This window comes from Arthrobacter sunyaminii (assembly GCF_018866305.1).
GTDB lineage: Bacteria > Actinomycetota > Actinomycetes > Actinomycetales > Micrococcaceae > Arthrobacter_B > Arthrobacter_B sunyaminii.
Map to the genome: position 1 here is coordinate 1,282,432 of NZ_CP076456.1, position 26,799 is coordinate 1,309,230.

A 26,799-nucleotide genomic window follows, 5' to 3' on the forward strand; every position below is an offset into this window, starting at 1 on the left:
ATCCATGGACCTGTCACCTGCTTCGCCCGTTGCTTCGCCCCTTAAAGCTCTGATGGCCGCCATTGAGGACACCGGACGAGATGAGCGCCGCGGCGGATACTCCCGCCCGGTGTACTCCGCCGCGGAACGAGACCTGCGTGAATGGTTCACGTCCGAAGCGCTTCGGCGCGGGCTGGTCGTGGAAACGGATGCCAACGGCATTCTGTGGGCCTGGTGGGACCTGCCGGGGGATTCTGCGGCGGGGATCGACGGGACGTCCGGCGTACCGGAACGCCGCGGCGCGCTGGTTACCGGATCCCACCTGGATTCCGTGCCAGGGGGCGGTGCCTTCGACGGACCCCTTGGCGTGGCCGGTGCCCTGGCGGCAGTGGATCTGCTGCAGGCCCGGGAAAGGGAAGGGGGCCTGATCCGCAACCGGGCCCTCGCCGTCGCGGTGTTTCCGGAGGAGGAAGGATCCCGCTTCGGCGTCGCCTGCCTCGGCTCCCGGCTGCTGGCCGGAGCGATCGACCCGGCTAAAGCCCTGTCCCTGCGGGATGCGGACGGCAACACTTTTGCCGACGTCGCCCGCGCCAACGGACTGGACCCGGAGCTGATGGGACGCGATGAGGCGGCCCTGAGCCGCATCGGCGACTTTGTGGAACTGCATGTGGAGCAGGGGCGCGGCCTGAACACCGAGGAGTTCATGGATGCGGCCGGGCGCGGTCCGGCCGTGGCCGTGGGAGGATCCGTGCTGGGCCACGGGCGGTGGCGCTTCACCATCGCCGGGCAGGGAAACCACGCCGGAACCACCCTGATGGCGGACCGCGCCGATCCCATGGTCGCAGCAGCCCAGCTGATCGTGGCCGTGCGGCAGACCGCCGCCGCCCAGTCCGGTGCCCGCGCCACGGTCGGCCGGCTGGAACCTGTTCCCGGCGGCACCAACGTCATCGCCTCCCGGGTGGACCTCTGGCTGGATGTCCGCCACCCCGAGGACGTCGTTACCGCTGCCCTGGTGGAGAAGATCCACGGCCAGGCCCAGAGGATCGCCGCGATGGAGGGCTGCACAGTCCGCCTGACCGAGGAATCCTATTCCGGCACCGTCCATTTTGACGCCGCCCTTCAGCGCTCACTCGAACAATCAGTGGCTCGAACCGTGCCCGGCGCCCCCGTCCTGGCGACCGGCGCCGGGCACGACGCCGGAGTGCTGGCGGCCCTGGTGCCCACCGGCATGCTGTTTGTCCGCAATCCCTCGGGGATCAGCCACTCGCCGGAGGAGTATGTGGAGGATGCCGACGCCGAGCTCGGCGTTGCCGCGCTCGCCGATGCCCTGCAGGACCTGCTGTGAGCATCCCGGAGCGGCAAAAGTCCTTTTGGTGCGAACAAGCCTGGGTGAACGGCGCTGTTGCCGGCGGTGTCCGGGTGGAGATTGACACCGCGGGCACGGTGACGGGAACCGAAACCGGCGTGCCGGCACGGGAAGGTGACTGCCGGCTGCCCGGCGTGACGTTCCCGGCGGCGTCCAACGCGCACTCCCATGCCTTCCACCGGATTCTGCGCGGACGCACGCACGCCGCCGGCACCGGCAGCTTCTGGACCTGGCGCGAGCAGATGTATGAGGCCGCCGCCGCCCTGACTCCGGAACTGTACGAGCAGCTTGCCACCGCGGTGTTCGCGGAAATGGTGGTCACCGGATGGACCTCCGTGGCCGAGTTCCACTACGTCCACCATCAGCCGGACGGCAGCGCCTATCCGCAGGAGCACGCCATGGAACGGGCGCTGGCGCGGGCCGCCGTCGCCGCGGGCATCCGCCTGACGCTGCTGGACACCTGCTACCTGGCCGGCGGATTTGGTGCCCCGCTCACGCAGGGACAGCTGCGCTTCGGGGACCGCGACGGCGCCGCCTGGCTGCAGCGGCTGGCCTCCCTGCGCGCTGCGTTTGCCGAGGAGTTCGATCCGGCGCAGGTCAGCGTGGCTGCGGCCCTGCACTCTGTGCGCGGGGTGCCGGAGGAGGAGCTGGAGCTGATCGCCCGGAAACTCCCCGCAGACCTGCCGCTGCACATCCATCTCTCCGAACAGCCCGCCGAGAATGCGGCCTGCCGGGAAGCAACCGGACTCACGCCGGCCCTGCTGCTGGCCAAGCACGGCCTGGTGACCCGGCGGCTCTCAGCGGTTCACGCCACCCATCTGAGTGAAGAAGACATCGGCGTTCTGGGAGCCGCCGGCGCAACTGTGGTGATGTGCCCCACCACGGAAGCGGATCTGGCCGACGGCATCGGCCCGGCGGCACAATTGCGGGCGGCCGGCGCCCGGATAGCGCTGGGCACTGACCAGCACGCCGTCGTCGATCCCTGGCTGGAGATGCGCGCGCTGGAACACGGCGAACGCCTCCGCTCCGGGGAACGCGGCCGGTTTAGCCCGGCGGACCTGCATGCGGCGGCATCAGCTGCCGGAACGGACGCCCAGGGACGGCCGGCTCCCGGGATGGCCCCGGGGAACAGCTGCGATCTAATGTCAGTGGATCCCGAAACTCTCCGGACGGCCGGCTCGCGCCCCGAGCAGCTGGCACTTTCCGCCACAGCCTCGGATGTCCACACCGTGGTCGTCGGCGGACGCATCCTGGCCCGCCACGGCCGGCATGCCGTACTGGGCGATCCGGCGGCCCTGCTGTCGGCCGCCGTCGCCGCCGTGGACGGGAAAAACCCGCCGCTGCCAGCCACCACCATGTCCGCCTCCACCATCCCAGCCACCACGACGGAAGACCCATGAGCACATCCACCGCACGCAGCACCCCGGCATCCACATTGATCACCAACATTGGCGAGCTATCCACCCAAGATGAAACCCGCGGCACCGGATCAGTGCTGCAGGATGCGGCTGTGGTGTTTGAGGGTGAACGGATCAGCTGGATCGGTGCGGCTTCCGATGCGCCTGCCGCTGATGAGATGGTTGACGCCGGCGGGCGGGCGGGACTTCCGGGCTGGGTGGATTCGCATACCCACCTGGTCTTTGCCGGGGACCGCGGTGCGGAGTTCGAAGCCCGGATGGCGGGGGAGTCCTACGCTGCCGGCGGCATAGCCGTCACCACCAATGCCACCCGGGCTGCCTCGGATTATGACCTGACCCGGCTTCTGCTGGCACGCGTTGCCGAGGCGGCGGCCGGCGGCACCACCTATCTTGAGACCAAAACCGGGTACGGGCTGAACCTGGAGGAAGAGCGGCGGCACGCGCGCATTGCCGCCACCGTGGCGAACCAGGTGACCTACCTCGGCGCACACCTGGTGCCGGCCGGCTCCGACGCGGACGACTACACGGATCTGGTGTGCACCGAGATGCTCGAAGCGGTGCTGCCGTATGTGCAGTGGGCCGACGTCTTTTGCGAAGAGGGTGCCTTCACGGAGGACCAGTCGCGGCGGGTGCTGAAGGCCTGCCGCGACGCCGGCCTGGGCCTGCGGGTGCACGGCAACCAGCTGGGCCACGGCGCCGGCGCGCGCCTGGCCGTGGAGTTTGGTGCAGCCAGCGTGGACCACGTGAACCACCTGACCGACGACGACATCGACGCGCTCGCCGGCACCTGGAAGGAATGGAACGCGGACGGAACGGATGCAGCCGCCCGGGTGGCAGGAACCGTGGCCACCTGTCTGCCCGCCTGCGACCTGTCCACCCGGGCGCCGCTGGCTCCGGCGCGGAAACTGCTGGATGCCGGAGTCCAGGTGGCGCTGGCGTCCAACTGCAACCCCGGGACCTCTCACACCAGTTCCATGAACTTCTGTGTGGCGACGGCGGTGCTGCAGATGGGCCTCACGGTTCAGGAAGCACTGCGGGCTGCGACGTTCGGCGGCGCGCTGGCCCTGCGCGTGCACACCGGGGAGGACCGGGACGGGCAGCGGGCGGTGGGGTCGCTCGCCGTCGGGCACCGTGCGGACCTGCAGCTGCTCAACGCTCCCTCGGCTGCGCATCTGGCCTACCGGCCCGGCATGCCGCTGACCGGTGCCGTGTGGCGGGCCGGACAACAGCTGGGGTTGCCTGCCCGGTAGCCGATCCGCGGTCCGGAACCGTGCGGTTCCTTGCACATCCTGCACAATGGAAGGCATGCGTGCCGCCTTCCCCTCCGTCCCCGCCGAGTCGCTTGATCCGCGGGCACGGAAGATGCTCGTCTTCGAAATCCTGATTGTGCTGGGACTGTCCCTGGGCCGCTCGGGGGTTTACGCCGTCGTCGAACTCCTGGAAAAGGCAACCGAGGGACCGCTGGCCGGGCAGACGACCACGCTGAACCCGGTCCTGGACGAGAACCCCTGGTTTGACCTGACCTATCAGCTGCTGGGGATTTTCTTCTCGCTGCTGCCCGTGGCCCTGGTGCTGTTTTTGCTCACTGAACCCGGTAAATCGGCGTTCCGGCGCATCGGGTTCACCTTCGAGAAGCCGCTGCGCGATTTCGGGCTGGGCGCGGGCCTAGCGGCGGTGATCTGTGTGGGAACCCTGGGCGTATACGCGGCCGGCCGGGCGCTGGGCATCACCACCGCGCTGGTGCCCGCAGCGCTGGACACGTACTGGTGGACGCTGCCGGTGCTGATCCTCTCGGCCGTGCGGCATGCGGTCCTCGAGGAAGTCATTGTGGTGGGATACCTGTTCCTGCGGCTCCGGCAGCTGGGCTGGGGGACGCCGGCGATCATCCTGACCAGCGCCCTGATCCGTGCCAGCTATCACCTGTACCAGGGGATTGGGCCGGGCATTGGAAACTTTTTGATGGGGCTGATCTTCGGGTACGCGTATGTCAAGACCCGCCGCGTGATGCCGCTGGTGATCGCCCATGCCCTGGTGGACATCACCGGGTTTGTGGGTTTTGCCCTGTTTGGTCCCGCCATCGGGATCGGCAACTGATGCCGGCGCGCCTGCCCTTCTGCGTTTCATGGTGCCGGTCACCGGCGCTCAGCTGTGCAGCACAGGTCCGCCGCCCAGTTGTTCAGCGAGTCCGGAGAGCAGGATGCTCAACCCCTGATCCAACTCAACTTCGCCGTCATAGTCCGCAAGAATCGGTGCAAGGGACCTGAGCCGGGGGAATTCCTTCGGGGGCAGCCGGTGCAGGCCAAGACGCAGAATGGCTTCATCTTCTTCGGGATCGGCGATGAGCTCCTGCAGCTCGTTCAGGATGTGTCCGTAGAGGAACGAGTAAAAGGCACGATAGATGTGCAGGGCATCCTCGGGGGAAAATCCGGCTTTCATGAGCAGCGCCAAAATCCGCTCAAGCGGCCGCAGTGTTCCCCGGGGGCGCAGGCCCAGAGGAGTGGACAAAGGCCTGGTGACCAGCAGCGGGACCGTGTTGGGGTGCTGCAGGGCCAGCACCCGGACGTCATGGGCGATGCGTCGCAGCTGAGCCTGCCAGTCCAACTCATCCAGACAAATCGTCAGTTTATTGAAGACCAGTTCTTCGACCCCGGCCAGCAGGGCTGCACGGTTTTCCGCGTAACGGTAAAGGCTCATCGGATCGCAGTGAAGTTCCTGCGCCAGCCGACGCATGCTGAGAGCTTCCAGTCCGTTGGCATCCACCAGGTCCAGTGCCGTCCCCAGCACGAGTTCCCTGCTCAGGCGAGCTTTTCGGGAACCTGATGTGGCTGGTGTTTCCGGGGCTTCCGTCATGGGGTGGGTCCGTCCTGATCGTCTTGGGGAGCGAACATCGCTCGCTCTGCACTAATAATAATGGTTGCTTCTACGTAGGCCTACGGCTACAGTCTACAGTGTAGAGCAGCCGACATGGTTTTCGGAGAGATCAGAGTTTGCATGGCCGGTAGTGGCCACTCGCACCGATCGATCAGGAGAAGCGCATGACTGCAATGACAGACACAACCCCCGCTGACCGTACCGGGAACGCCAAGACAGCCGAGGACCGGGTCCGTCAGTTCCTTGCTGTATGCACCGTACGGGACCTCGATGACAGTGCAGTCCTGCCCGTTGCCGACCTCTACGGCATGTTCATCATCTGGTGTGAACAAAACAGCACAGATCCGCTGTCCATTCAGCTCTTCTCGAAGGTACTGCGGGATGAAGGAATCGAGGTCGGGCTTCAGCGCAGGGAAAAAGTGGTCAAAGGCATCATGGTCACAGGCCAAATCCCCATCCAGTACATTCTGGAGACTGATAAGGCTCCGGGTCCCAACAGTGTGCTGGGGGCACTTCCGGCGTGATGCCCGCTCACCCCGTACCCCTGGAGAGACACCGCAGCACTATCGTTGAGGCACTGAAGCCGGCCGTGCAGGACGTAGCTGAAGAAGCTACGCTGATCGGTGTCGAACTTGTCGCGGGGCAACTGGATCTGGGCATCCAGCGGCATTGGGGCACGGATCACGGTATCGGCTCCGATGAACTGCGCGCGACTGCACGGGACATCATCGCGGCGAGGCAGCGTTCAGGCCGCGCGCGCTGAAGGGTGCCGCAGGAGTTGGACACCGCCGCCGGTGATGCCCGCCCGGAACGCCGACCAAGGAGCACACCCGCCTGTGACACTGACGACCCCGTGGGGAGCTGACCTGGATCCGGAATCCGTTCTGCAGGAATATCCGCGTCCGCAGCTTGTCCGCGACAGTTGCCTGAACCTCAACGGGTATTGGGAGTACGCCATCACCTCGGTCCGCAGGAAGCGGCCGCCAGCCGAGGGCGACTGGGACGGGCAGATCCTCGTACCGTTCTCGCCCGAGGCACCGCTGTCCGGTGTCGGCCGCCAACTCCAGCCCCAGCAGTTCCTTTGGTACCGGCGCATGGTCCGGCTGCCCGACGGTTTTGCCGGCGAGCGCGTGCTGCTGCATTTCGGCGCGGTGGACCAAAGCTGCACGGTTACGGTGAACGGCACGGAAATGGGCGGGCACGACGGCGGCTACCTGCCGTTTTCCCTGGATGTCACGGACGCGCTGGTGCCCGGTGGCGAGCAGGAAATCGTGGTCCGGGTCCGGGACATCAGTGACACCGGATACCACAGCCGTGGCAAGCAGACCCTGGACCGCGGCGGCATCTGGTACACCGCGCAGTCCGGCATCTGGCAAACGGTGTGGCTGGAGTCCGTGCCGGGGACGAGCATCTCGCAGTTGCTCCTGGTTCCGGATCTGGACTCCGTCACGGTGACCGTGCTGCTGGACGAGACCGGCGACGTCGGGCGCGACCTGTCTGCGGCGATCACTGTGTCCGCCGGCGGACGCACTGTGGCGGACGCCGTCGTCGTTCCCGGGGAAGCCGTGAACATCCCGGTGCCGGATCCGCATCTGTGGACACCCGATGATCCGTTCCTGTATGACCTGGACGTGCGGCTGCTTTCGGGCGGCCGGGAGATCGACAGTGTGCGCAGCTATACCGGGCTGCGGACCTTTGGAACGGGACCGGATGCAGCGGGTCATACCCGGCTCCTGCTCAACGGCACACCGTACTTCCACGCCGGGTTGCTGGACCAGGGGTACTGGCCGGACGGGCTGTACACGGCGCCGTCGGATGCTGCTCTGGCTTATGACATCCAAACCGCCAAGGATTTGGGTTTCACCATGCTGCGCAAGCACATCAAGGTGGAACCGCTGCGGTGGTACTACCACTGCGACCGCCTCGGCATGCTGGTGTGGCAGGACCTGGTCAGCGGCGGCCGTTCCTACCGGCACTCAGTGGTGACGGCTCCGGCCGTGGGGCTGCCCCACCGTGATGACAGTGACCACGATGCGTTCGGGCGTGCTGATGAAGCGGGCCGGGACGAGTTCCTGACGGAGCTGCACGGCACCGTGAACCTGCTGCGTAACAGCACCTCGCTGGCCGTGTGGGTTCCGTTCAACGAAGGCTGGGGCCAGTTTGACGCGAACGCCGTCACCGACCTGCTGCGCTCGCTGGATCCGACCCGCAGCATCGACCATGCCAGCGGCTGGCACGACCAGGGCGGGGGAGACCTCAAGAGCGTGCACGTGTACTTTGTGCCGTTTGTGCTCCGGAAGGGCTGGCTGCGGGACGGGCGCGCCGTCGTCCTGTCCGAGTACGGCGGCTACAGCCTGCGCGTTCCGGGCCACACCTTCAACGAGAAGGAGTTCGGCTACCGGAAATTCAAGACGCCGGAGGCCCTGCGGCGGGCGTGGATCAAGCTGCACCGTCAGCAGATCGAACCGGCGGTGGCTCAGGGGCTGGCTGCGACCGTGTACACGCAGCTGACCGATGTGGAGGACGAAGTGAACGGGCTGCTCACCTATGACCGGCGCGTGGTGAAGATCGATGCCGACACGGTGCGGGAGACCAATGCCGCTCTGGTCCGCGCGGCCGTGGGTTCCTGACCGTTTCAGCGGCGGCGTTGCCTGGGCAGCCCAGCTCGAAGCAACATGCTCATCAGCCCGTCCGGATCGTTCCGGGGTTTGATGAGGTCGGCCCAGGACCAGCGGACAAAGCCAACGCCGGTCGCCCGAATCGCATCTTCCCGCCTCTTCTCGAGGATGAGGGCTTCCCGGGAAGCCGTGCCGACCTGTTGGCTGGCGCCGGGGCTTCGGCTGGATCCCGCGGTTCCATACTTCACCGCGCCGTCGAATTCACCGACCAGCGCGTAGTCCTTCCAGAAAAAGTCGGTTCTTCCAATGAATTGTCCTCCGGCAGACCGGAACTCATATTGGAGGTCCGGAGGCGGAAATCCGTACAGATGCAAAACGGCACGGGAATAGGACTCGCCGGGGGATTCGGAACGGCTGTCCGCGAAGGAGATCACCCTTCTCGCCCTGGTGCGTTTGGCCTCGTCCGGAAGGTTTTCGCAAAGGATCAGCAAGGCATCCTTCTCCAAAGCGGGAAGGCTGCGTGCCGCATCCGGACGCAGGACGTGGTCCATGGCGGGAACGGCACGCTCGAAGCGAAGCCGAGCGGCCATGTCGAGGACTGTTTGAGCACGTGAGGTGAGGGTAAGGCCGTCCCTTGTCGTGGTCGGTTCGAGTAATCTCCGAGGTGTCCAGCGGAGACTGCCGCGGCGCCTTCCATGCGAAGTGCCCGGTGCCAGCAGCAGGATTTCAGAGGTTCTGCCGACGACCGGTAAACCCCAGATGACGGCGGCCGACTGCTGGATCAGGATCCGTGGTGCCTGTGCCTGATCCACGGCAGCAGTAATCGAGGCACGGTCCCGGTCCCACTGCGGCATCTTCTGCCACTGGGCGGCTTCGACGTAGACCCCGGCCCGCACCCGGACCAGCTCGCCCGCCTGACATCTCCGGGCCAGGGAACGTCTGCCGGAGCCGTCGCGATCGGCGTCGGCTGCATAAAGAAACTCCGGATCCATGGGACAAGCGTGAATCCGGGGCTTTCTTCACTAGATGAACTGGGAGCGATCTGTGGATAAAAACCCCGCCCGGGGGAAAGGCGGCCACTTTGGGCAGGCGCATCCGGATTGGGAATCTGCTGCCGGTGCGGACCGGCCCGCCCGAAAGGTGCGCGGATGCCCGGAGCGGCAGCGGATCAGGGGTCCGGTCCGCCCAATAGGTGCGCGGATGCCCAAAGCGGCAGCAGATCAGGGTCCGGTCCGCCCAAAAGGTGCGCGGATGCCCAGAGCGGCAGCATTTACCCAACTGGTTCCGCCACCAGCGGGAAAGACCGCCACTTTGGGCAGGCGCATCCGGATTGGGAATTTGCTGCCGGTGCGGACCGGCAGTGATTTCCCAAAAGGTGCGCGGATGCCCAAAACGGCAGCGGATCAGGGGTCCGGTCCGCCCAAAAGGTGCGCGGCTGCCCGGAGCGGCAGCGGATCAGGGGTCCGGTCCGCCCAAAAGGTGCGCGGATGCCCAAAGCGGTAGCGGATCAGGGTCCGGCCCGCCCAAAAGGTGCGCGGCTGCCCAAAGCGGCAGCATTTGCCCAACTGGTTCCGCCGCCACCGGGAAAGGCGACCACTTTGGGCAGGCGCATCCGGATTGGGATTCTGCTGCCGGTGCGGACCGGCAGTGATTTCCCGAAGGGTGCGCGGATGCCCAGAACGGCAGCGGATCAGGGGTCCGGTCCGCCCAAAAGGTGCGCAGCTGCCCAAAACGGCAGCGGATCAGGGGTCCGGTCCGCCCGAAAGGTGCGCGGATGCCCAGAACGGCAGCAGAACTAGATCTCGACGAGGCCCTTGGCCGTGTTGAACGTGACGGACATGATGCCGGGCGTGCCCTTGGGGGAAATCCACGTGACACCCACGTTCTCCAGCGGTTCCTCGGCCGGGGTGCCCAGCCACTGCGCCACACGGTCAGCGGAGCCGGCGATGGTCAGCGAGTCCAGCTTCACGGCACCGGGCATGCCGGGCAGGGCGGCCGAGGGGTGCAGTTCCTCGGTTCCGTCATCCCAGCGCAGCATGTACGGCACCTGGGGGTCGGCGATCAGGCCGTTGATGCCGATCTGCCGCCAGGTCAGTTCCTGTCCGTCGGGGAACTTCCGGTTGCCCGGAACGGAGAGCCGTCCAAGCCGTTCTTCAAAGGGGGCGAGGTCATCCACGGCCACGCACCAGCCCATCCAGCCGCCGCCGCACTCGGAGCGCTGGCGCACTGCCTGGCCGAAGGGAGCCTTGTCCGAGGCCGGGTGGTTCAGGGCCTCCACCACCTCGACGTACTGATGGTTGGCCAGGGGAAGGATCATGTTCCGCGTACCAAAACGCGGATGGACGCCGCCCTTGACGAAGTCCGCTCCCAGAGCGTCTGCGATCCTCTCTGTCGTGGCCAAAAGACCGTCGGATTCACTGGCATAAGATACATGGTCCAAGCGCATGCGGCCCATAATGGCACGTTGTGACCAGCGTCTCGACTTAGGACCACCTAAGGCGGCCAAAGGCGCTTTCCCCGCAGCCGCCGGGAAAAGGTACGCGCCATCCGTGCCGCCGACGCCCTGGAAATGATCCGTCACACTCCTTGCAGGCGCCGGACTTATCCGTTTTCATAGGGGATAGGTCATGAGTGCCAGCAGATAGCCCCGGCTTGCTGGCCGGCAACCCTCCAACCGCGGTGGGGTGCCCCGGGTGAAGACCTGGCCCTGCCTCAACGGATGCAGGGCAAGCGCGGGTCCCACGTGGCTGCCGGTTACCTTGTTCCGGCCGGAAGTCTCTGTGCGGCCCTTAGGTTATGGGAGCTAAGCAGTGTCAGAAAACTGGTCCTTCGAAACCCGTTCCATCCATGCCGGCCAGGAGCCCGACGCCGCTACCGGCGCCCGCGCCCTGCCTATTTACCAGACATCGTCCTTTGTCTTTCCCAGTGCGGAAGCAGCGGCCAACCGGTTCGCCCTGGCTGAGCTTGCCCCCATCTACACCCGCATCGGCAACCCCACGCAGGAAGCGGTGGAAAACCGGATCGCTTCCCTTGAAGGCGGGATCGGGGCACTTCTGCTCGCCTCCGGGCAGGCCGCGGAAACCTTCGCCATTCTCAACGTGGCCGAAGCCGGAGACCACATTGTGGCCAGCCCCAGCCTCTACGGCGGCACGTACAACCTGTTCAAGCACACGCTGAAGAAGTTCGGCATCACCACAACGTTCGTGGCCGATCCGGACAATCTGGAGCAGTGGCGGGCGGCGGTGCAGCCCAACACCAAGGCCTTCTTCGGTGAGGTGGTCTCCAACCCCCGCCAGGACGTACTGGACATCGAGGGCATCAGCGCAGTGGCGCATGAGGCCGGTATTCCCCTGATCGTGGACAACACGCTCTCCACCCCGTACCTGATCCGGCCCATCGAGTGGGGTGCGGACATTGTGGTGCACTCGGCCACCAAGTACCTCGGCGGGCACGGTACCGCCATTGCGGGCGTCATCGTGGATTCGGGCAATTTTGACTTCGGTGCCGATCCGGAGAAATTCCCCGGCTTCAACACCCCGGATGAGAGCTACAACGGTCTCGTCTATGCCCGTGACCTGGGCGCCGGCGGCATTCTGGGTGCCAACCTCGCCTACATCCTCAAGGCGCGGGTCCAGCTGCTGCGCGATCTTGGCTCCTCCGTGTCCCCGTTCAACGCGTTCCTCATTGCCCAGGGCCTGGAAACCCTGAGCCTGCGCATGGAGCGGCACGTGAGCAACGCCGTCGCGGTGGCCAACTGGCTGGAAGGGCACGACGACGTCGTCTCCGTCGCCTATGCGGGCCTGGAGTCCAGCCCGTGGTTCGAGCGCGGACGCCATTACGGGCCGCGCGGAACGGGCGCCATTGTCTCCTTCGAGATCAACGGCGGCATCGACGCCGGCAAGCGGTTCGTGGATGCCCTGGACCTGCACTCCCATGTGGCGAACGTGGGTGACGTGCGCTCCCTGGTCATTCATCCGGCGTCGACCACCCACAGCCAGCTGGGGGCCGAGGCGCAGCTGGCAGCGGGAGTCAGCCCCGGGCTGGTCCGGCTTTCAGTGGGCATTGAGCACATTGACGACATTATTGCGGACCTCGACGCCGGGTTCCGGGCAGCCAAGGGAGCGTAGCGGGCAGCGTGACACTTCCTTCTACCTCAAACGCTGCCGGAACCGCCGGCCGCACCGCGCCGCAGCACTCCGCCGGGGACGGGGTGCTGCGGCATGCGCGCATCGGCAGCCTGCACCTGGAAACCGGAGGCTACCTGCCGGACGTTTCCCTTGCCTACGAGACGTGGGGGACCCTCAACGCGGATGCGGACAATGCCGTACTGGTGGCCCACGCCCTCACCGGCAGCACCCACGTGGCCCGGGGCAGCAGCGACGAGGACGGCTGGTGGGACGCACTGGTGGGTCCGGGCAAGACGGTGGACACTGACCGGTACTTTGTCGTCTGCATCAACATGCTCGGCGGCTGCTACGGATCCACCGGACCCTCGTCACCGGATCCGCAGGGGCTCCCGTGGGGTTCGCGGTTTCCCTTTGTCACGGTCCGGGACTCGGTCCGCGCTGAGGCACGCCTGGCCGATCAGCTGGGAATCCGCGTCTGGCACACCGTGCTCGGCGGTTCCCTGGGCGGCGCCCGTGCTTTGGAATGGGCCGCCACCGAACCCGGCCGGGTGCAGCGCTGCGCCGTCATTGCCTGCACCGCTGCCAGTTCCGCGGAGCAAATTGCCTTTGGCCAGGCGCAGCTGGAAGCCATCCGGCTGGATCCGGACTTCAACGGCGGCGACTATTACAACGGCAGGGCTCCCGTTGCCGGTCTCGGCCTCGCCCGCCGGATCGCCCACATTACCTACCGCTCCGAAGCTGAGCTGGAGTACCGCTTTGGCAATGGAGCGCAGCTGGAGGAGGACCCGCTGGGGTCCGCGCTGCCGGCGGCACGCGGGCGTTATGCGGTGGAGAGCTACCTGGACCATCAGGCGCGGAAGCTCGCAGACCGGTTCGACGCCAACAGCTACCTGCTGCTGACCGAGGCCCTGATGAGCCACAATGTGGCCCGCGGCCGCGGATCGGTTCGCCAGGCGCTGGCCAGCGCTGGTGCCGAATTCTTCATAGCCGCCGTGGATTCGGACCGGCTCTACCTTCCGCAGCACTCATACGAACTGGCAGCGGCTCTGCCCCGGAAGACCGGCGTGCACATGATCAGTGCGCCGATCGGCCACGACGGGTTCCTCACCGACGTTGAGCAGATCGGCGTTCCGCTGCGGGACCGGTTCTTCGGAGCGCCCTAGCGGCGGCGGGGGGCGCCTACCCTTGCGAAGGCCGCCTGAACGTGGAAGAAACAACCCCATGGGTGATTCGATTCGCGTGGCGGCGCAGGCACAGTGTTCCCCGGCGCAGCTCTGGCACACGCTGGTGGACAACCGTGCGGCGTGGTGGCCGGAAATGGAGTTCACGGCCAGCCCCGGGTCGCCGCTGGCGGAACGGGCGGCCGACGACGACGGCGAGCAGCGAGCTTCGGGCACAGTGCTGGCGGTGGCGCGGGACCGGCTGCTGTCCTTCCGCTGGAGAATGCCCGACTGGAATGCGCACACGGTGGTGAGCATTCAGCTGGCTGCATCACCGGGACCGGACCCTGAAACGGATTACACCGACGTCGTTGTCACCGAAAGCGGACTGGGCGGTCTGGCAGGGGGCGCCGACGTGGCCCGCACCCACACCGAAGAATGGGCCGACCATTTGGCGAACCTGATTTCGCTGGCCGAAAGGGGCTTGGCAGGCTGAATGAGCCGGCCCGCCCAAAGTGCCTGGCCGGTCGGGCGTCCGCTTAGTCGGCCGAACCCGGAGGCATGCCGGGACCGCCAAACATGGGTCCGGCGTCGGGACGCTTGGCGGAAATGCCGTCGCCGGAGGACTGGTGGCGCACCCGCCGGACCACCCACGGCATGAAGTACTCACGGGCCCAGGTCAGGTCCTCGGTGCGGGCCGTCCTCCAGTTCTTCACCGGCATGGGCTTGGGCTCCAGGGGCTCCAGCGTGTGCGGAACGGCGAGAGTTTCCAGCACCATTGCCGCGATCGTGTGGTGGCCCAGCGGTGAGAAATGCAGCCGGTCCGGCGCCCACATCTCCCGGTTGCTCAGCTGGCGCAGTGCCCACATGTCCGCGATCACGGCGTCGTGCCTGGCGGCAACGGTCCGGAGGTTCTCGTTGTAGACGGCCACGCGGCCGCGAACACTGCCGATCACCGGCGTGGCACCAAGATCCGGCCCGGTGAAGAGCACCACCGTGGCGCCGCTGGAGACGAGCCGGTCCACTGCAGCATCCATCTTCTCGGCCAGCTTGTCGGGGTCGCCGCCGGGGCGGATGACGTCATTTCCGCCGGCGCAGATGGTGATCAAATCCGGATGCAGTTCGATCGCCGGCTCCAGCTGTTCCTCAATAATCTTGTTCAGCAGCCGCCCCCGAATGGCCAGGTTGGCGTAGGCGAAGCCGTCGCGGGTGCGTGCCAGTTCCTCGGCCACACGGTCCGCCCAGCCGCGGTGCCCGCCGGGGCTCCGGGGATTGGGATCGCCGATTCCCTCGGTAAAGGAGTCCCCGATGGCCACATAACGGGTCCAGGGATGAACCGCGGATTCCCCGCCTGCAGCGGGTTCCGGGGCAGGGCCGGACGTTCCGGCTGCCGGCGTGGACGAGGTTTCGGGGATCGAAGGAGAAGTCACCAGTTCATCCTGTCAAGGAGAGGGCTGGCTACGCGACCGTAGGTTCGCGAACAGGCCGTGCCAGAATGAATATCATGCCTAAAACTGCTCCCTGGAATCCCACTGTCCTTTGGTCCAAGCCGGAAGCCGAGCGGCCCGGTACGCCGCTGCTGGTCCTTTTCCACGGTTACCTCGCCAATGAGGAAGACCTGATGGGGCTGGCGGATTACCTGCCCTCAGAGTTCACCATCGCCTCGGTCCGCGCACCGCAGGCCCTTGGCCCCGGCTACACCTGGTTTCCGCTGATGAACGACGCGGACTTTTCCGTGGAGCGCGTGGTGGACGCGGTCGACGACGTTGCCGGCTGGCTGGACAGCGTCAAGGACGTGCACAGCAGTGTTTCCCTGCTGGGCTTTTCCATGGGCATGGCCGTGGCCAGCACGCTGCTGCGCCACCGCCCCGCGGACTTTGCCGCCGTCGTCGGGCTCTCCGGCTTTGTGGTTCCCGCTGAAGGAAATCCGTTCTTCCACGACGACGAGCTCACCGCCGGCGGCGTGCCGTTCTTCTGGGGCCGGGACCAGGCGGATCCGGTGATCGACGCGCCGCGCATCGAATTCACCCACGCCTGGCTGAACGAGCACACGGCGCTGACCAAGATCCTTTATTCGAACATGGGACACGGCATCAACATGCAGGAACTGGGGCATGTGAAGGAGTTCCTCACCCACCTGGTGCTCAAGGGCTGATCCGCACCGGAAGAAGGCCGGCCGGCCCGCCGGAGAAGGGTTAGTCTTCGGTGACGATCCGGATGGCTTCGCCGTTGACGGAGATGACATCGCCGGGGTGCAGCTGGCGGCCCCGGCGCTCCTCGATCTCGCCGTTGACCTGCACCAGGCCGTCTTCAATCAGCTGCTTGGCCTCGATGCCGTCTTCGGCCAGGCTGGCAAGCTTGAGCAGCTGGCCCAGGCGGATCATTTCGTCGCGGATGGGAAGGTCTTGGGGATCGGTATTACTCATGTGTCCATTCTGCCGGAAATTGTCCGGGGCCGATTCCGGCCTTACGCCCGCCCTGCCGTAGGGTAAGTCCGTGCCAAACGCTGTGCGAATCAATCCGCTGATCGGTCTTCCCCTTGCTGTCCTGGCCGGGACGGCCATTCCCGCGCAGGCGCGCGTCAACGGTGCGCTGCGCGAAAGGATCGACGACGGGCTGGCTGCAGCCCTCATCAGCTTCTCCGTGGGGCTGGTGGTCATGATCCTGATTTCGGCGCTGCTGCCGCGGGGGCGCGCCGGTGCCGCCCAGCTCCTTCCGGCCCTGCGCGAGCGCCGTTTTCCGCGCTATTACGTGCTGGCCGGAGCCATTGGCGGCTATTTCGTGCTGTCCCAAACCCTCACCGTGGCAGTCCTGGGCGTTGCCGTGTTTACCGTTGCCGCCGTCGCCGGCCAAACCATGACCGGGCTGGTGGTGGACCGCCTGGGCATTGGACCGGCGGGAAAGAAAGCCCTGACGGTGATGCGGGTGGTTGGCGCTGTGCTGACCATCGCCGCCGTCGCGTGGGCCGTGAGCCCCAAGCTCAGCGGAACATCCTCGGCCGGTGACCTGCTGCTGCCGGTGCTGCTGCCTCTGACCGCGGGCATGCTGATGAGTTTCCAGCAGGCCATGAACGGCACCACGGGCATGCATTACGGAACACCGATCACCGCAACCCTGGTGAACTTCATCTCCGGTGCTGCCGTCCTGCTGGTCTGCTGGCTGATAAAGGTGGCCGTGTCCGGTTTCGGAAATCCGCTGCCGGGGGAGTGGTACCTGTATCTGGGCGGTCCGCTGGGCTGCGTTTTCATTGGGCTGAGCGCCCTGCTGGTGCGCAGTCTGGGCGTGCTGCTGACCAGCCTGGGCATGATCGGCGGGCAGTTGGTGGGTTCGCTGCTGCTGGACATCTTCCTGCCGGCGCCGGGCTCCGTCGTCGTCGCGGCCACGGTGCTGGGTACCGCGCTGACGCTGGCCGCCATTGTGGTCGCCACGCTGCCCTGGAACATGCCCGGAGTGCTGCGCCGGCGGTGACGCTGCGGCGTGCCAGGTGCACCCTGCGGGGCCCCTTCGAAATAAAAGCGTAACTTAGCCAAGCCTAAGCTAAGGTCTAATAGCGCACACTTCCGTTGCGTAATTATTTTGCCTCCGCAGCGGTTGGACAGACGGCTGCGCTGGCCCTGACCAAGGTGCGCAATGACCGGTAATTTCCTCATCGGACTCCGTGAAGGACTTGAGGCTGTCCTCATTGTTGTCCTGCTCCTCGCCTATCTAAAGAAGAGCGGCCGTACGGCGCTGATTCCCCGCATCTACGCCGGGATCGCCGTCGCCGTGGCGGTGTCCCTGGGCTTCGGTGCGCTTCTGACCTTCGGACCCCGGGGGCTGACGTTTGAGGCACAGGAAATCATCGGCGGCAGCCTGTCCATCGTGGCCGTGGGATTTGTGACCTGGATGGTCTTCTGGATGGCCAAAGCCTCACGGTCGCTCGGCACCGAACTGCGGACCCAGGTGGACCGCGCATCAGACGGCAAAGCCTGGGGGCTGGTCCTGGTGGCGGCGCTGGCCGTTGGCCGTGAAGGACTGGAAACCGCACTGTTCATTTGGGCGGCAGCCCGCGCCACCGGGCAAACCTGGGAGCCGATCCTCGGCGCCTTCCTTGGCCTTGCCGTGGCGGTTGCCCTGGGCATGCTCCTGCACAAGGGTGCCCTGCGCATCAACCTCAGCCGCTTCTTCACCTGGACCGGAGCAGCCCTCATCATCGTTGCCGGCGGCGTCCTGGCCTATGGCGTCCATGACCTGCAGGAAGCACGCGTGCTGCCCGGGCTGAACTCCCTGGCCTTCGATGTTTCGCACATCATCGCTCCCAGCGGCTGGCTGGCCACGCTGCTCAAGGGCGTCTTCAACTTCTCTCCCGCCACCACCTGGCTTGAAGCAACGGCATGGACGCTGTACGTCATCCCGGTGATGTGGCTTTACTTCCGCAGCGTTCACCGCAGCGGTTCCCGCCGGGACACGACCGCGTCCCGGCCCGTGACGGCAGCCTGATTCCGCTGCCGACAGCACCCTAAGGAATAACCATGAAGGCACACCCCTCACTTGCGCCGGCCGTGCTGCTGGCCGTTGCCGCCCTGGCACTCAGCGGCTGCACCGATAACACTGCTGCCGGTGACGGCGGCGGCATCGCCGTGAGCAGCACCGCCGATGACTGCTCGGTCGCAACGGATACCGCCCCCGGCGGAACCATCCGCTTCGATGTCACCAACGACGGCGATGAAGTCACCGAGTTCTATCTCCTGGCAGAGGACGGGCTGCGGATCGTCGGTGAAGTGGAAAACATCGGCCCCGGCCTCACCCGCGATCTGGTGGTCATGGCACCCGAAGGCAAGTACTTCACTGCGTGCAAGCCCGGGATGGTGGGGGATGGCATCCGTTCCGCCTTCACCGTCACGGAAGCACCGGCGGGACAGGAAATCAGCGCCGACCGCGCCGAACTGCAGGACACCGCCGTCAACCTGTACGCGGCATACGTCAAGGACCAGGCGGCCCAGCTCGTGGAAGGTACCCGGGAGTTCGCAGCCGCATTTGCAGCCGGCGAGGAAGAGACGGCGCGCGCCCTCTACCCGCAGGTCCGCATGCACTGGGAGCGCATCGAACCCGTGGCGGAATCCTTCGGAGACCTGGACCCGATCCTGGACGCACGGGAAGCCGATCTTGAAGAGGGCGATGAATTCACCGGCTGGCACCGGGCCGAAAAGGACCTCTGGGCCCCCGTTGATTACACCAAGATGACCGCGGAAGAGCGCAGCTACATTGCGGACAAGATGGTGGCGGACACGGAGGAGCTGTTCAGCCGCACCCAGGAACTGACCTTTACGGCGGACAAGCTGGCCAACGGCGCCAAAGAGCTGTTGGATGAAGTGGCCACCGGCAAGGTGACCGGTGAAGAGGAGTTCTTCTCCCATACCGACCTTTGGGATTTCCAGGCCAACGTGGACGGCGCCCGGATTGCCTACGAGGATCTGAAGCCGCTGCTGGCCGAGAACGACGGCGACCTCGACGCAGCGCTCGAGGAGAACTTTGCAGCGCTCCAGGAACTGCTGGACCAGTACCGGGTGGACGACGGTTTCAAGCTCTACACCGAGCTGACGGACGAGCAGATCCAGGAACTCAGTGCGGCCGTGGACTCGCTCAGCGAGCCCCTGTCCAAACTGACGGCAGCGGTCGTTAAGTAGGGCGGCGAACACATGTGTCCGCAAGAATCGCGCGGCGGGGGAGGCCTGAGCCGCAGGGGATTGTTCACTGCGGCCGGAGCCGGAGGCATCGGACTTGCCGCCGGTGCTGCCGGGGCGTTCGCAGCGGGAAGGGAGCGCAGTTCGCCGGTCAACGACGTCGTGCCCCTTTACGGCGCGCATCAGGCGGGCATCACCACGGAGGCCCAGGACCACATGCACACCGCGGCCTTTGATCTGACGGCGTCCACGCGGCAATCGGTCATTTCGCTGCTGCGGGACTGGACCGAAGCCGCGGAAGCCATGACGGCGGGCCGCGACGTCGGTGCCACCGGAGCTTCGGGCGGTGCCTACGACGCACCGCCCGAAGACACCGGCGAAGCACAGGATCTGCACGCGGCGCACCTGACAATTACCTTCGGGTTCGGCCGGACGCTGTTCGAGAAGGACGGCGAGGACCGTTACGGAGTCCGCTCCCGCCTGCCCGCTGCGCTGATCGACCTTCCGCTCTTTTCCGGGGATGCCCTTGAGCCGAACCGGACCGGCGGGGACCTGATGGTCCAGGCCTGCGCCGACGATCCCCAGGTGGCGGTGCATGCGGTGCGGAACCTCTCCCGGATTGCCTTCGGGCGGGCGCGGGTGCGGTGGTCGCAGCTCGGCTTTGGGCGGACTGCCTCCACCTCGACGGGCCAGGTGACGCCGCGCAACCTGTTTGGTTTCAAGGACGGCACCGCCAACATCATGGCGCAGGATCGGGATCTGCTGGACAAACACGTGTGGGTGGGAGGCAGCCCGGCTGCTGAAGCATGGCTCGACGGCGGCACCTACGCGGTGATGCGCCGGATCCGAATGCACGTGGAGACCTGGGACCGGACCACCCTGCGCGAGCAGGAACTGGTGGTGGGGCGCACCAAGCGAAAGGGTGCCCCGCTGTCCGGAGGGGACGAATTTACAGCACCGGATTTTTCGCTTCCGGGCAGAAACGGGCCGCTGATCGACGCAGGGTCACACCTGGCGCTGGCCCATCCGGACCACAACGGCGGAGTGCACATGCTGCGCCGCGGTTACAACTATGCCGACGGCACGGATGACCTGGGCCGGTTCGACGCCGGACAGTTTTTCGTGGCCTATCTGGTGGATCCGCGCTCGCATTACGTCCCGATGCAGTCGGCCATGGCCAAGAATGACCTCATGGCGGAATACCTGCGGCATACCGGCAGCGGGTTGTTTGCGGTCCCGCCGGGGATTCAGGCAGGGGAGTACATCGGGCAGCCGTTGTTCAGCTGATGTGGTTTTGAGGTTCAGCTGATGGGGTTGAACTGAATGGCCATCGGCACGGTAAGTGCCCCATATGTAAGCAGTCAGTGCCCCACATGCAAGCAGACCGTCCGGCGGATTCCGCCGGACGGTCTGCTTATTTGTTCCTGTAGTGGGTTGTTACGCCCTGCGCCTCTTCATGAGGAGCCAGGTTCCGGCGGCCAGGAGCAGAACTGCCGCTCCGCCGATCCAGGGCAGGCTCTTGCCCACGCCGGTTTCCGCCAGCGGAGCCTTCGAACCGGTGTCCGGCGTTGCCTCGGCTGCGGCTCCATCCGGCTCCTCCGTGCTCCCGTCAGAGTCTGAACCCGGTGTCCCCGTGTCAGCCGGTTCTTCTGCTGAACCCCCCGGGGCTGGAGTGCTGCCGGTGCCCGGTGACGGGGCCGCAGTAGGTTCAGCAGACGGTTCCGGAGCGGGAGCCGTAGGTTCAGCTGACGGTTCCGGCGTCGGTTCGTCGGTGGGCGCCGGTGCCGGATCTGTCGTCGGTTCAGGTGCCGGTGCTGCCGGGGCCGCCGAGAGGAGGTAGAGCGAAACCGCGTTCCCTCCGCCTGCCACCACATCCGGGCTGCCGTCACTGTTGAAATCTCCGGCCACGCCGACAGACGTTCCGACGTCTGCTCCCAGCAGCTGTCCTGACTCAGCAGGCAGCCCGGCCAGGCCAAGGCGGCCTGAGCCGTTCGGCAGGCCGTTCACCGCCCAGAGTTCACCGTTTGCGGCCGAGCCCAGAAGCACCTCAGGTGTTCCGTCGCCGTTGAGGTCCGGGATGCCCGCCACGGAAGCGCCGGTCCGGCCTCCGTCGGCGGCTCCCTCAATCCAGTAGCCGCGTTCCTGCGTCTCGCCGTCGGTGCACGTGGCATCCGCCGAGCCTGAGCTGCAGCTGAAGACGGTGGCGGCGGAGGCTTCCGGAGCCGTCATGACAGGGGCAGACGACGCCGAGCCGAAGATCACGGCAGCTCCGCCGTTACGGGGCGCATCCGGCCGGGACACGCCGTCGGCTCCCACCGCAATGTCGGCGAACCCGTCATTGTTGATGTCGCCGACACCGGCAATGGATGCGCCCAGCCGGTCCCGCTGGCGCTGCGGGCCATAGATCATAAAGCCGTCATCGGTCATCGCGGCGAGGTCCAGGCCACCGGTCCGGCCGCCCCACAGGGCGTAGGCGGCACCGGAGGATGAGACTTCCGCACCCCAGGGAGCAGCGGTGTAGGCGGACACCAGCAGGTCTGCGGCTCCGTCACCGTTCACGTCCCCCGCACCGCTGACCGTACCCAGGCGGTCCTGGGCGGCTGCACCGTCAATGGTGCGGATTACGCGGCCGGCATCCGTCTGGACGTTGACCGTGCGCACGGAGGTTTGTCCCTTGACGATCCAAACCCGACCGCTGTTGGTCCGGCCGTTGTAGTCGGCCAGAATGTCGCCAACCGCAATATCGTCCAGTCCGTCGCCGTCGACGTCGCCCACTGCTGCCACGGAGTAACCGAAGTTATCGGTGGAGTTGTCCGCTGCGGTTTTGTCAGCTGCGCCGGAATCCTCAATGACGAATCCCCGCGTGCCGAGGAAGTCCAGATCCACGGGGGAGAAGTCCCGCGCACCGAAGATCACGGTGGCCTGCTGGTAGCCGCGGCTGCCCGCCCCCAGGACAAAATCGTCAATGCCGTCGCCGTTGGTGTCGCCCAGACAGGACACAGCCCAGCCAACCCATGCGCCGGCCGGAACGGTGACGGAGGGCCCGTCGATGCGGATGGTGCCTGAAGCGTCAGGATCAGCAACGTCGCCGCCTGACGGCGTTCCGGTGCCGAGAGCAACATAGGCGGCGCCGGTGTTGACGTAGCCGGGGCGGTCCCAGCCCCAGTCGCCCAGGATGGTGTCATCCATCCCGTCACCGTTGACGTCGCAGGAGGAGCTGCTCACGCTAAACCCCAGGGTGCCGTTGGCCTCGCCCTGCCAGACGCTCTTGCCCGCCAGCAGCGGATCCGTTTCTTCGGCGGCTGCGGCCAGCGGCCAGGCAACGGTCAGCGAACCAACGCCAACGGCCAGCGCTGCGGCGCCCGCCAGGAGGCGGCGCCGCGGTGATGAATTTTCATACAACATGTTAATTTGGCTCGTTCCGGGCTTAGTTGGGGGCGTGAACGCCGTTGTTCTTTCCAAAGTCGGCTGCAGTGTCGAACTTCTGCGTGCTCAGGGACACTGCACCTGTGGCGGTTCCTGCGACGAGGTGCTGCCGGATGCTGCCGGTGAACGCAGTTTCGGAGCCGCCCGTTCCGTAGGGGTCGGTGTACACGGCGGACGGGGTTCCGGGGGTGACTGAGTTCTGGTTCAGATAGAAGTCGCGCTGCGCGCCGTCGAACGGAGAGGCCGGATCCTGCCAGTCAAGCGGTGCCAGCGAATTCACGGTGCTCCAGGGGAACCCGGCGGCGGCGTTTTCTCCCCAGGCCAGGTCCACCGGGCGTGAGATGCCGTTTTTGTTCTGCGCGGCGTCGCTGTTCGCCGGATCGTAGTAGCGGCTGGGGTTTCGCACGCCGAACCACGGGTCGAAATGCGCCAGCAGAGTGCCGTCAGCTGCTGTGATCCGGTTTTCGCCCTTCCACAGCTCATAGATTCCCCAAAGCGAGGCGGCCTCGCCGGTGGCATGCTCCGCAACGCACGCGGCATCGGGGATTTGCCGGGATCCGCCGTAGCCCGCCGGCAGCTTGCTGCCCATGGTGGCCACTGCTTCAAGTGCGCCGCAGTTCTTGTGGAATTCGTTGGAATTGCCGAACTTGCTCAGCGTCGTCGAAATGATTTCGGTGCCGTCAGAGCACTTGGACGCGTATATGGCTTCATGGGCATTGTTCGACGTGGCATCAGGGGACCAGCTGCCCTGATGCTGTTTGATGAGGAAATCGCAGGTGACAACCGCTCCCTGAGCGTCCAGTACCCATTCGCGGTTCTCGTCGATGAGTTCAACGTTGTTTTGCAGGAAGATTTTGTGGCCGGCATTGTCTTCGTGGCGCATGGCCATGCCTTCATGCTCGGCGCCGTACATCATCAGCGCCTCGCTGGCGTAGCCGAACGGTATGCCGGTCTTCCCATCGGCCTCTGCCGGAGTCAGGTAATCCACCACCCAGTCGTAGATGTCCGAGGTGGCCGGGTCCGCGCCGTGCTCGTGCCCGAACGTGCACATGCTGCCCGTGGTCGGATCAATGACCTGTGCCGGGTGCCAGGTCGGATAGATCTTTCCGTCCGGACCGAGCGCGGTGTACTCGGCGTGAAGTTCCGCCGAGCATGTGTCATAGGCGGTGGGCTTCCAGTTCCGCTCGAGATAGGCGGTGGAGTACTGCGGGTCGCCGCCGTGCTCGTGCCCCGGATCCGTTGGGGCGGTGGGCTCCGGCACGGTCATATCCGGCGTGGTGTGCTCTGGCGCGGTGTGGTCCATCGCCTCAGCCGGCGCGGCGGTGACGGAGAAGGCGGCCAGGCCTCCGGCCGCGAGTGCCGCTGCCGCGAGGGCGCCCGCCATTAGGCGCCATGTCCGCCTCCCGACGGCAGGGTCACGGTGGCTCTTTTGTTGGTTTTTCAAGGCAACCTAATCCAGCCGGAACGTACCGTCCGGCTTCTTGTTCGGTGGAGTGGAAGTGTGCCGGCTTAGGTAAGGGAATCCTAAGCCAGGCTCCTGAATCGTATGAAGGTAGGGGGTTACGCAACAAATATGTGACCTAATTATTACCGGAGGCTAATTTATGGTTCCCGTCACGTTTCCGTGATCTGCCCCTCACAGCACACTGTGCCCACCGTGCCGCGTGCCGGGCTTTGGGTGCAGTGACCTTAAGCTGGTAGTTGTAGGTTTTTGCCCTTTGCAGTCCCTCGCCGCGCAACCTGCCGGTGCACACTGCGGACGGGACCATAAGCGGACCGCACCCAGCGGCCTGCGCAGACACGAAAGAACGGCGGTACCATTCCATGGCTTCGACCAAATCCAAACTGGATCCGATCATCTCCCTCGCCAAGCGCCGGGGGTTCGTCTTCCAGTCGGGTGAGATTTACGGCGGGTCCCGCTCTGCATGGGATTACGGCCCCCTGGGTGTCGAACTCAAGGAAAACATCAAGAAGCAGTGGTGGCAGCACATGGTCCGCGGGCGCGACGACGTCGTCGGGCTGGATTCCGCCGTCATCCTCCCGCGCCAGGTCTGGGAGGCTTCCGGCCACGTTGAGGTCTTCTCCGATCCGCTGGTTGAATGCCTGAGCTGCCACAAGCGCTACCGCGCCGACCACCTCGAAGAGGCCTACGAGGAAAAGAAGGGCCACGCCCCCGAGAACGGCCTGGCGGACATTGCCTGCGCCAACTGCGGCACCAAGGGTCAGTGGACCGAGCCGCAGGAATTCTCCGGCCTGCTGAAGACCTTCCTTGGCCCGGTGGCCAATGAAGAAGGCATGCACTACCTGCGCCCCGAAACTGCCCAGGGCATCTTCGTGAACTTCAACAACGTGCTCACCACGTCGCGGAAGAAGCCGCCGTTCGGCATCGGCCAGATCGGCAAGAGCTTCCGCAACGAAATCACGCCGGGCAACTTCATCTTCCGCACCCGTGAATTCGAGCAGATGGAAATGGAGTTCTTCGTCGAGCCGGGCACGGACGAGGAATGGCACAAGTACTGGATCGAAAACCGGTTCAACTGGTACGTGAACCTGGGCATCGACCCGGAGAACCTGCGTCTGTTCGAACACCCGCTGGAAAAGCTGAGCCACTACTCCAAGGGCACCACTGACGTCGAATACCGCTTCGGCTTCCAGGGTTCCGAGTGGGGCGAGCTGGAAGGCATTGCCAACCGCACCGACTTCGACCTCGGCACACACTCCAAGCACTCCGGCACGGACCTGAGCTACTTCAACCAGGCCACCAACGAGCGCTTCACCCCGTACGTGATTGAGCCCGCCGCCGGCTTGACCCGTTCCTTCATGGCGTTCCTGGTGGACTCCTACACCGAGGACGAAGCCCCCAACGCCAAGGGCGGCGTCGACAAGCGCACCGTCCTGAAGCTTGACCCGCGCCTGGCGCCGGTCAAGGCAGCCGTGCTGCCGCTGAGCCGCAACGAGGACCTCTCTCCCAAGGCCAAGGACCTCGCTGCGCAGCTGCGCCGGAACTGGAACATCGACTTCGACGACGCCGGGGCCATTGGCCGCCGCTACCGCCGCCAGGACGAAATCGGCACCCCGTTCTGCATCACCGTGGACTTCGACACCCTCGAAGACCAGGCCGTCACCGTGCGCGAACGCGACTCGATGGCCCAGGAACGCGTAAGCCTGGACAAGGTTGAGGGTTACCTCGCGCAGAGGCTGATCGGAGCGTAATGGCACTGACTTTCCGCGAATGGCGCGAAGATGACGACCTGGCCCTGAACCAGCTGTGGGGCGATCCGGAAACGGTGCAGTCCGGCCAGTTCCGGGCTGTGCTGCGGCCGTCCTCCAATGAGCCCTGGAGCCGCTGCATCGTGGCCGAGGATGACGGGATTCCGGTGGCCGCCGGCGTCGTCTACGAAACCTCGCTGCATCCGGACCGGCTGTGGGTCTACGTGGAGGTGGCGCGGGAAAACCGGCGCTCCGGCCTCGGATCCACCCTGCTGGCCATGCTGCGCAAGGAAGCCGAGACGGCGCCGTCGGGAGTTACCGCCCTGCGGGCGAAGGTGGAGCCGGGCACTTCCGGTGCCGCGTTTGCCGAAGCCGCCGGATTCTCGCGGATCCAGCGTTCGCGGGTTGTCGTGGTGGAACCGGGCCGGATCAGCCTGCCCGTGTTCTCCGACGACGCCGGTCCCCAGCTGGAGGAAGCCGCCACCGGTTCGGTGGAGCTGACGCAGGCTGTGGCCGAGTTCTACAACAGCGTGCACGGCTGGGACCGGGCGGACATGACGCTGGGCCGCGCCCAGCAGATGCTGCTCAATGACGCCACCGGTGCCGCCGGCGCCGTGGTGCTGCGCGATGCGCCGAAGGCCAAGGGCGGAAAGATCGCTGCGTTTGCCGTGAGTTACACGCACAACCGCACCGATGAGCCCGCCGACGTGTTCCTGGGCTACGACACCAAGCTGGAACGGTCCGAGCAGGAAGCGGCACTGGAATCGCTGCTGGCCATGCTGACCTATCAGTATCCGGTGCAGCTGGAGGTGGACGAGTCCATGGCTCCCGTGGCCCGGATCATCCAGGCGCTGTTGGACAAGGGCGCGGCCCGCGAGGTCGGCCCGGCTACGGAGATCGTCAGCAGCTAGAGAGTCTCTGTGGTCTTTGCCTCTGCCGGGGCATAACGACGACGGCGGGC

Annotated in this window: 24 protein-coding genes and 1 riboswitch; of the genes, 17 read left to right on the forward strand and 7 right to left on the reverse strand. The window is 65.9% G+C overall.

Annotated elements, in window-relative coordinates; translation table 11 throughout:
* Window positions 1-4: 4 nt before the first annotated feature.
* The 4 genes from KG104_RS05620 to KG104_RS05635 are packed head-to-tail and all read left to right on the forward strand — an operon-like array spanning window position 5 to window position 4,857.
* Window positions 5-1,324 carry an allantoate amidohydrolase gene (locus KG104_RS05620; RefSeq protein ID WP_237686996.1) on the forward strand — a complete coding sequence of 440 codons (1,320 nt, stop codon included), beginning with the start codon at window positions 5-7 and terminating at the stop codon, window positions 1,322-1,324.
* A complete protein-coding gene (locus tag KG104_RS05625) occupies window positions 1,321-2,745 on the forward strand; it encodes a formimidoylglutamate deiminase (protein WP_237688677.1) in 1,425 nt (474 codons plus the stop codon). Before KG104_RS05620 ends, KG104_RS05625 begins: the two co-directional genes overlap by 4 nt.
* A complete protein-coding gene (hutI, locus tag KG104_RS05630) occupies window positions 2,742-4,013 on the forward strand; it encodes an imidazolonepropionase (RefSeq protein ID WP_207347527.1) in 1,272 nt (423 codons plus the stop codon). The genes KG104_RS05625 and hutI overlap by 4 nt, the downstream gene beginning before the upstream one ends.
* Before the next feature lie 55 nt (window positions 4,014-4,068).
* Window positions 4,069-4,857 carry a CPBP family intramembrane glutamic endopeptidase gene (locus tag KG104_RS05635; RefSeq protein ID WP_104055309.1) on the forward strand — a complete coding sequence of 263 codons (789 nt, stop codon included), beginning with the start codon at window positions 4,069-4,071 and terminating at the stop codon, window positions 4,855-4,857.
* A gap of 48 nt (window positions 4,858-4,905) precedes the next feature.
* Here KG104_RS05635 and KG104_RS05640 read toward each other — a convergent pair whose 3' ends face one another.
* Window positions 4,906-5,613 (reverse strand): TetR/AcrR family transcriptional regulator C-terminal domain-containing protein, encoded by a 708-nt coding sequence (locus KG104_RS05640; protein ID WP_104161786.1) that lies wholly within the window; start codon window positions 5,611-5,613, stop codon window positions 4,906-4,908.
* Window positions 5,614-5,798: 185 nt separating this feature from the next.
* Between KG104_RS05640 and KG104_RS05645 the strand changes: the two genes are divergently transcribed.
* From KG104_RS05645 to KG104_RS05655, 3 genes are all read left to right on the forward strand, one after another.
* Window positions 5,799-6,158, forward strand: coding sequence for a primase-like DNA-binding domain-containing protein (locus tag KG104_RS05645; protein ID WP_207347528.1), 360 nt, complete (start codon window positions 5,799-5,801; stop codon window positions 6,156-6,158).
* Window positions 6,158-6,397 carry a hypothetical protein gene (locus tag KG104_RS05650; RefSeq protein ID WP_216202355.1) on the forward strand — a complete coding sequence of 80 codons (240 nt, stop codon included), beginning with the start codon at window positions 6,158-6,160 and terminating at the stop codon, window positions 6,395-6,397. Before KG104_RS05645 ends, KG104_RS05650 begins: the two co-directional genes overlap by 1 nt.
* A 73-nt stretch (window positions 6,398-6,470) precedes the next feature.
* On the forward strand, window positions 6,471-8,264 hold the full coding sequence (locus KG104_RS05655; RefSeq protein WP_207347529.1) for a glycoside hydrolase family 2 protein: 1,794 nt from the start codon (window positions 6,471-6,473) through the stop codon (window positions 8,262-8,264).
* A gap of 5 nt (window positions 8,265-8,269) precedes the next feature.
* Here the strand turns inward: KG104_RS05655 and KG104_RS05660 are convergent, their stop codons facing one another.
* Window positions 8,270-9,244 (reverse strand): hypothetical protein, encoded by a 975-nt coding sequence (locus tag KG104_RS05660; protein WP_207347530.1) that lies wholly within the window; start codon window positions 9,242-9,244, stop codon window positions 8,270-8,272.
* An 803-nt stretch (window positions 9,245-10,047) separates the two neighbouring features.
* Window positions 10,048-10,698, reverse strand: coding sequence for a VOC family protein (locus KG104_RS05665; RefSeq protein ID WP_104161932.1), 651 nt, complete (start codon window positions 10,696-10,698; stop codon window positions 10,048-10,050).
* A 177-nt stretch (window positions 10,699-10,875) separates the two neighbouring features.
* Window positions 10,876-10,991: riboswitch (SAM riboswitch) on the forward strand.
* Window positions 10,992-11,062: 71 nt separating this feature from the next.
* Here KG104_RS05665 and KG104_RS05670 point away from each other — a divergent pair.
* From KG104_RS05670 to KG104_RS05680, 3 genes are read left to right on the forward strand one after another with little or no spacing between them, the layout of a single operon-like run.
* A complete protein-coding gene (locus tag KG104_RS05670) occupies window positions 11,063-12,379 on the forward strand; it encodes a bifunctional o-acetylhomoserine/o-acetylserine sulfhydrylase (RefSeq protein WP_207347531.1) in 1,317 nt (438 codons plus the stop codon).
* Between the two features lie 8 nt (window positions 12,380-12,387).
* On the forward strand, window positions 12,388-13,542 hold the full coding sequence (gene metX, locus KG104_RS05675; protein WP_207347532.1) for a homoserine O-acetyltransferase MetX: 1,155 nt from the start codon (window positions 12,388-12,390) through the stop codon (window positions 13,540-13,542).
* Window positions 13,543-13,600: 58 nt separating this feature from the next.
* A complete protein-coding gene (locus KG104_RS05680; RefSeq protein ID WP_104055317.1) occupies window positions 13,601-14,035 on the forward strand; it encodes an SRPBCC family protein in 435 nt (144 codons plus the stop codon).
* Window positions 14,036-14,078: 43 nt separating this feature from the next.
* Here KG104_RS05680 and KG104_RS05685 read toward each other — a convergent pair whose 3' ends face one another.
* Window positions 14,079-14,969, reverse strand: coding sequence for an SGNH/GDSL hydrolase family protein (locus KG104_RS05685; protein ID WP_372434150.1), 891 nt, complete (start codon window positions 14,967-14,969; stop codon window positions 14,079-14,081).
* Between the two features lie 74 nt (window positions 14,970-15,043).
* Between KG104_RS05685 and KG104_RS05690 the strand changes: the two genes are divergently transcribed.
* On the forward strand, window positions 15,044-15,694 hold the full coding sequence (locus tag KG104_RS05690; RefSeq protein ID WP_207347533.1) for an alpha/beta hydrolase: 651 nt from the start codon (window positions 15,044-15,046) through the stop codon (window positions 15,692-15,694).
* 40 nt (window positions 15,695-15,734) lie between these two features.
* Here the strand turns inward: KG104_RS05690 and KG104_RS05695 are convergent, their stop codons facing one another.
* Complete coding sequence (locus KG104_RS05695) at window positions 15,735-15,965, reverse strand: RNA-binding S4 domain-containing protein (protein ID WP_207347534.1); 231 nt, start codon at window positions 15,963-15,965, stop codon at window positions 15,735-15,737.
* A gap of 70 nt (window positions 15,966-16,035) precedes the next feature.
* Between KG104_RS05695 and KG104_RS05700 the strand changes: the two genes are divergently transcribed.
* From KG104_RS05700 to efeB, 4 genes are all read left to right on the forward strand, one after another.
* The gene (locus KG104_RS05700; protein WP_104055320.1) at window positions 16,036-17,007 is read left to right on the forward strand and encodes a DMT family transporter; all 972 of its coding nucleotides are present in this window, start codon (window positions 16,036-16,038) and stop codon (window positions 17,005-17,007) included.
* Window positions 17,008-17,169: 162 nt separating this feature from the next.
* Entirely contained in the window at window positions 17,170-18,018 is an 849-nt protein-coding gene (efeU, locus tag KG104_RS05705; protein WP_104055321.1) for an iron uptake transporter permease EfeU, read from the forward strand.
* 32 nt (window positions 18,019-18,050) lie between these two features.
* On the forward strand, window positions 18,051-19,205 hold the full coding sequence (efeO, locus tag KG104_RS05710; RefSeq protein WP_104161794.1) for an iron uptake system protein EfeO: 1,155 nt from the start codon (window positions 18,051-18,053) through the stop codon (window positions 19,203-19,205).
* A 12-nt stretch (window positions 19,206-19,217) separates the two neighbouring features.
* Window positions 19,218-20,489, forward strand: a complete 1,272-nt coding sequence (gene efeB, locus KG104_RS05715; RefSeq protein WP_104161795.1) for an iron uptake transporter deferrochelatase/peroxidase subunit — start codon at window positions 19,218-19,220, stop codon at window positions 20,487-20,489.
* A 150-nt stretch (window positions 20,490-20,639) separates the two neighbouring features.
* Here the strand turns inward: efeB and KG104_RS05720 are convergent, their stop codons facing one another.
* Together KG104_RS05720 and KG104_RS05725 are read right to left on the reverse strand one after the other, a co-directional pair.
* Window positions 20,640-22,607: an FG-GAP-like repeat-containing protein gene (locus tag KG104_RS05720; RefSeq protein ID WP_207347535.1), complete on the reverse strand. Its 1,968-nt coding sequence runs from the start codon at window positions 22,605-22,607 to the stop codon at window positions 20,640-20,642.
* Window positions 22,608-22,629: 22 nt separating this feature from the next.
* On the reverse strand, window positions 22,630-24,012 hold the full coding sequence (locus KG104_RS05725) for a hypothetical protein (protein WP_207347536.1): 1,383 nt from the start codon (window positions 24,010-24,012) through the stop codon (window positions 22,630-22,632).
* Window positions 24,013-24,452: 440 nt separating this feature from the next.
* Here KG104_RS05725 and KG104_RS05730 point away from each other — a divergent pair, with 440 nt between their 5' ends.
* Together KG104_RS05730 and KG104_RS05735 are read left to right on the forward strand one after the other, a co-directional pair.
* Complete coding sequence (locus tag KG104_RS05730) at window positions 24,453-25,841, forward strand: glycine--tRNA ligase (protein WP_104055326.1); 1,389 nt, start codon at window positions 24,453-24,455, stop codon at window positions 25,839-25,841.
* Window positions 25,841-26,749: a GNAT family N-acetyltransferase gene (locus tag KG104_RS05735; protein ID WP_104055327.1), complete on the forward strand. Its 909-nt coding sequence runs from the start codon at window positions 25,841-25,843 to the stop codon at window positions 26,747-26,749. The genes KG104_RS05730 and KG104_RS05735 overlap by 1 nt, the downstream gene beginning before the upstream one ends.
* Window positions 26,750-26,799: the final 50 nt, after the last annotated feature.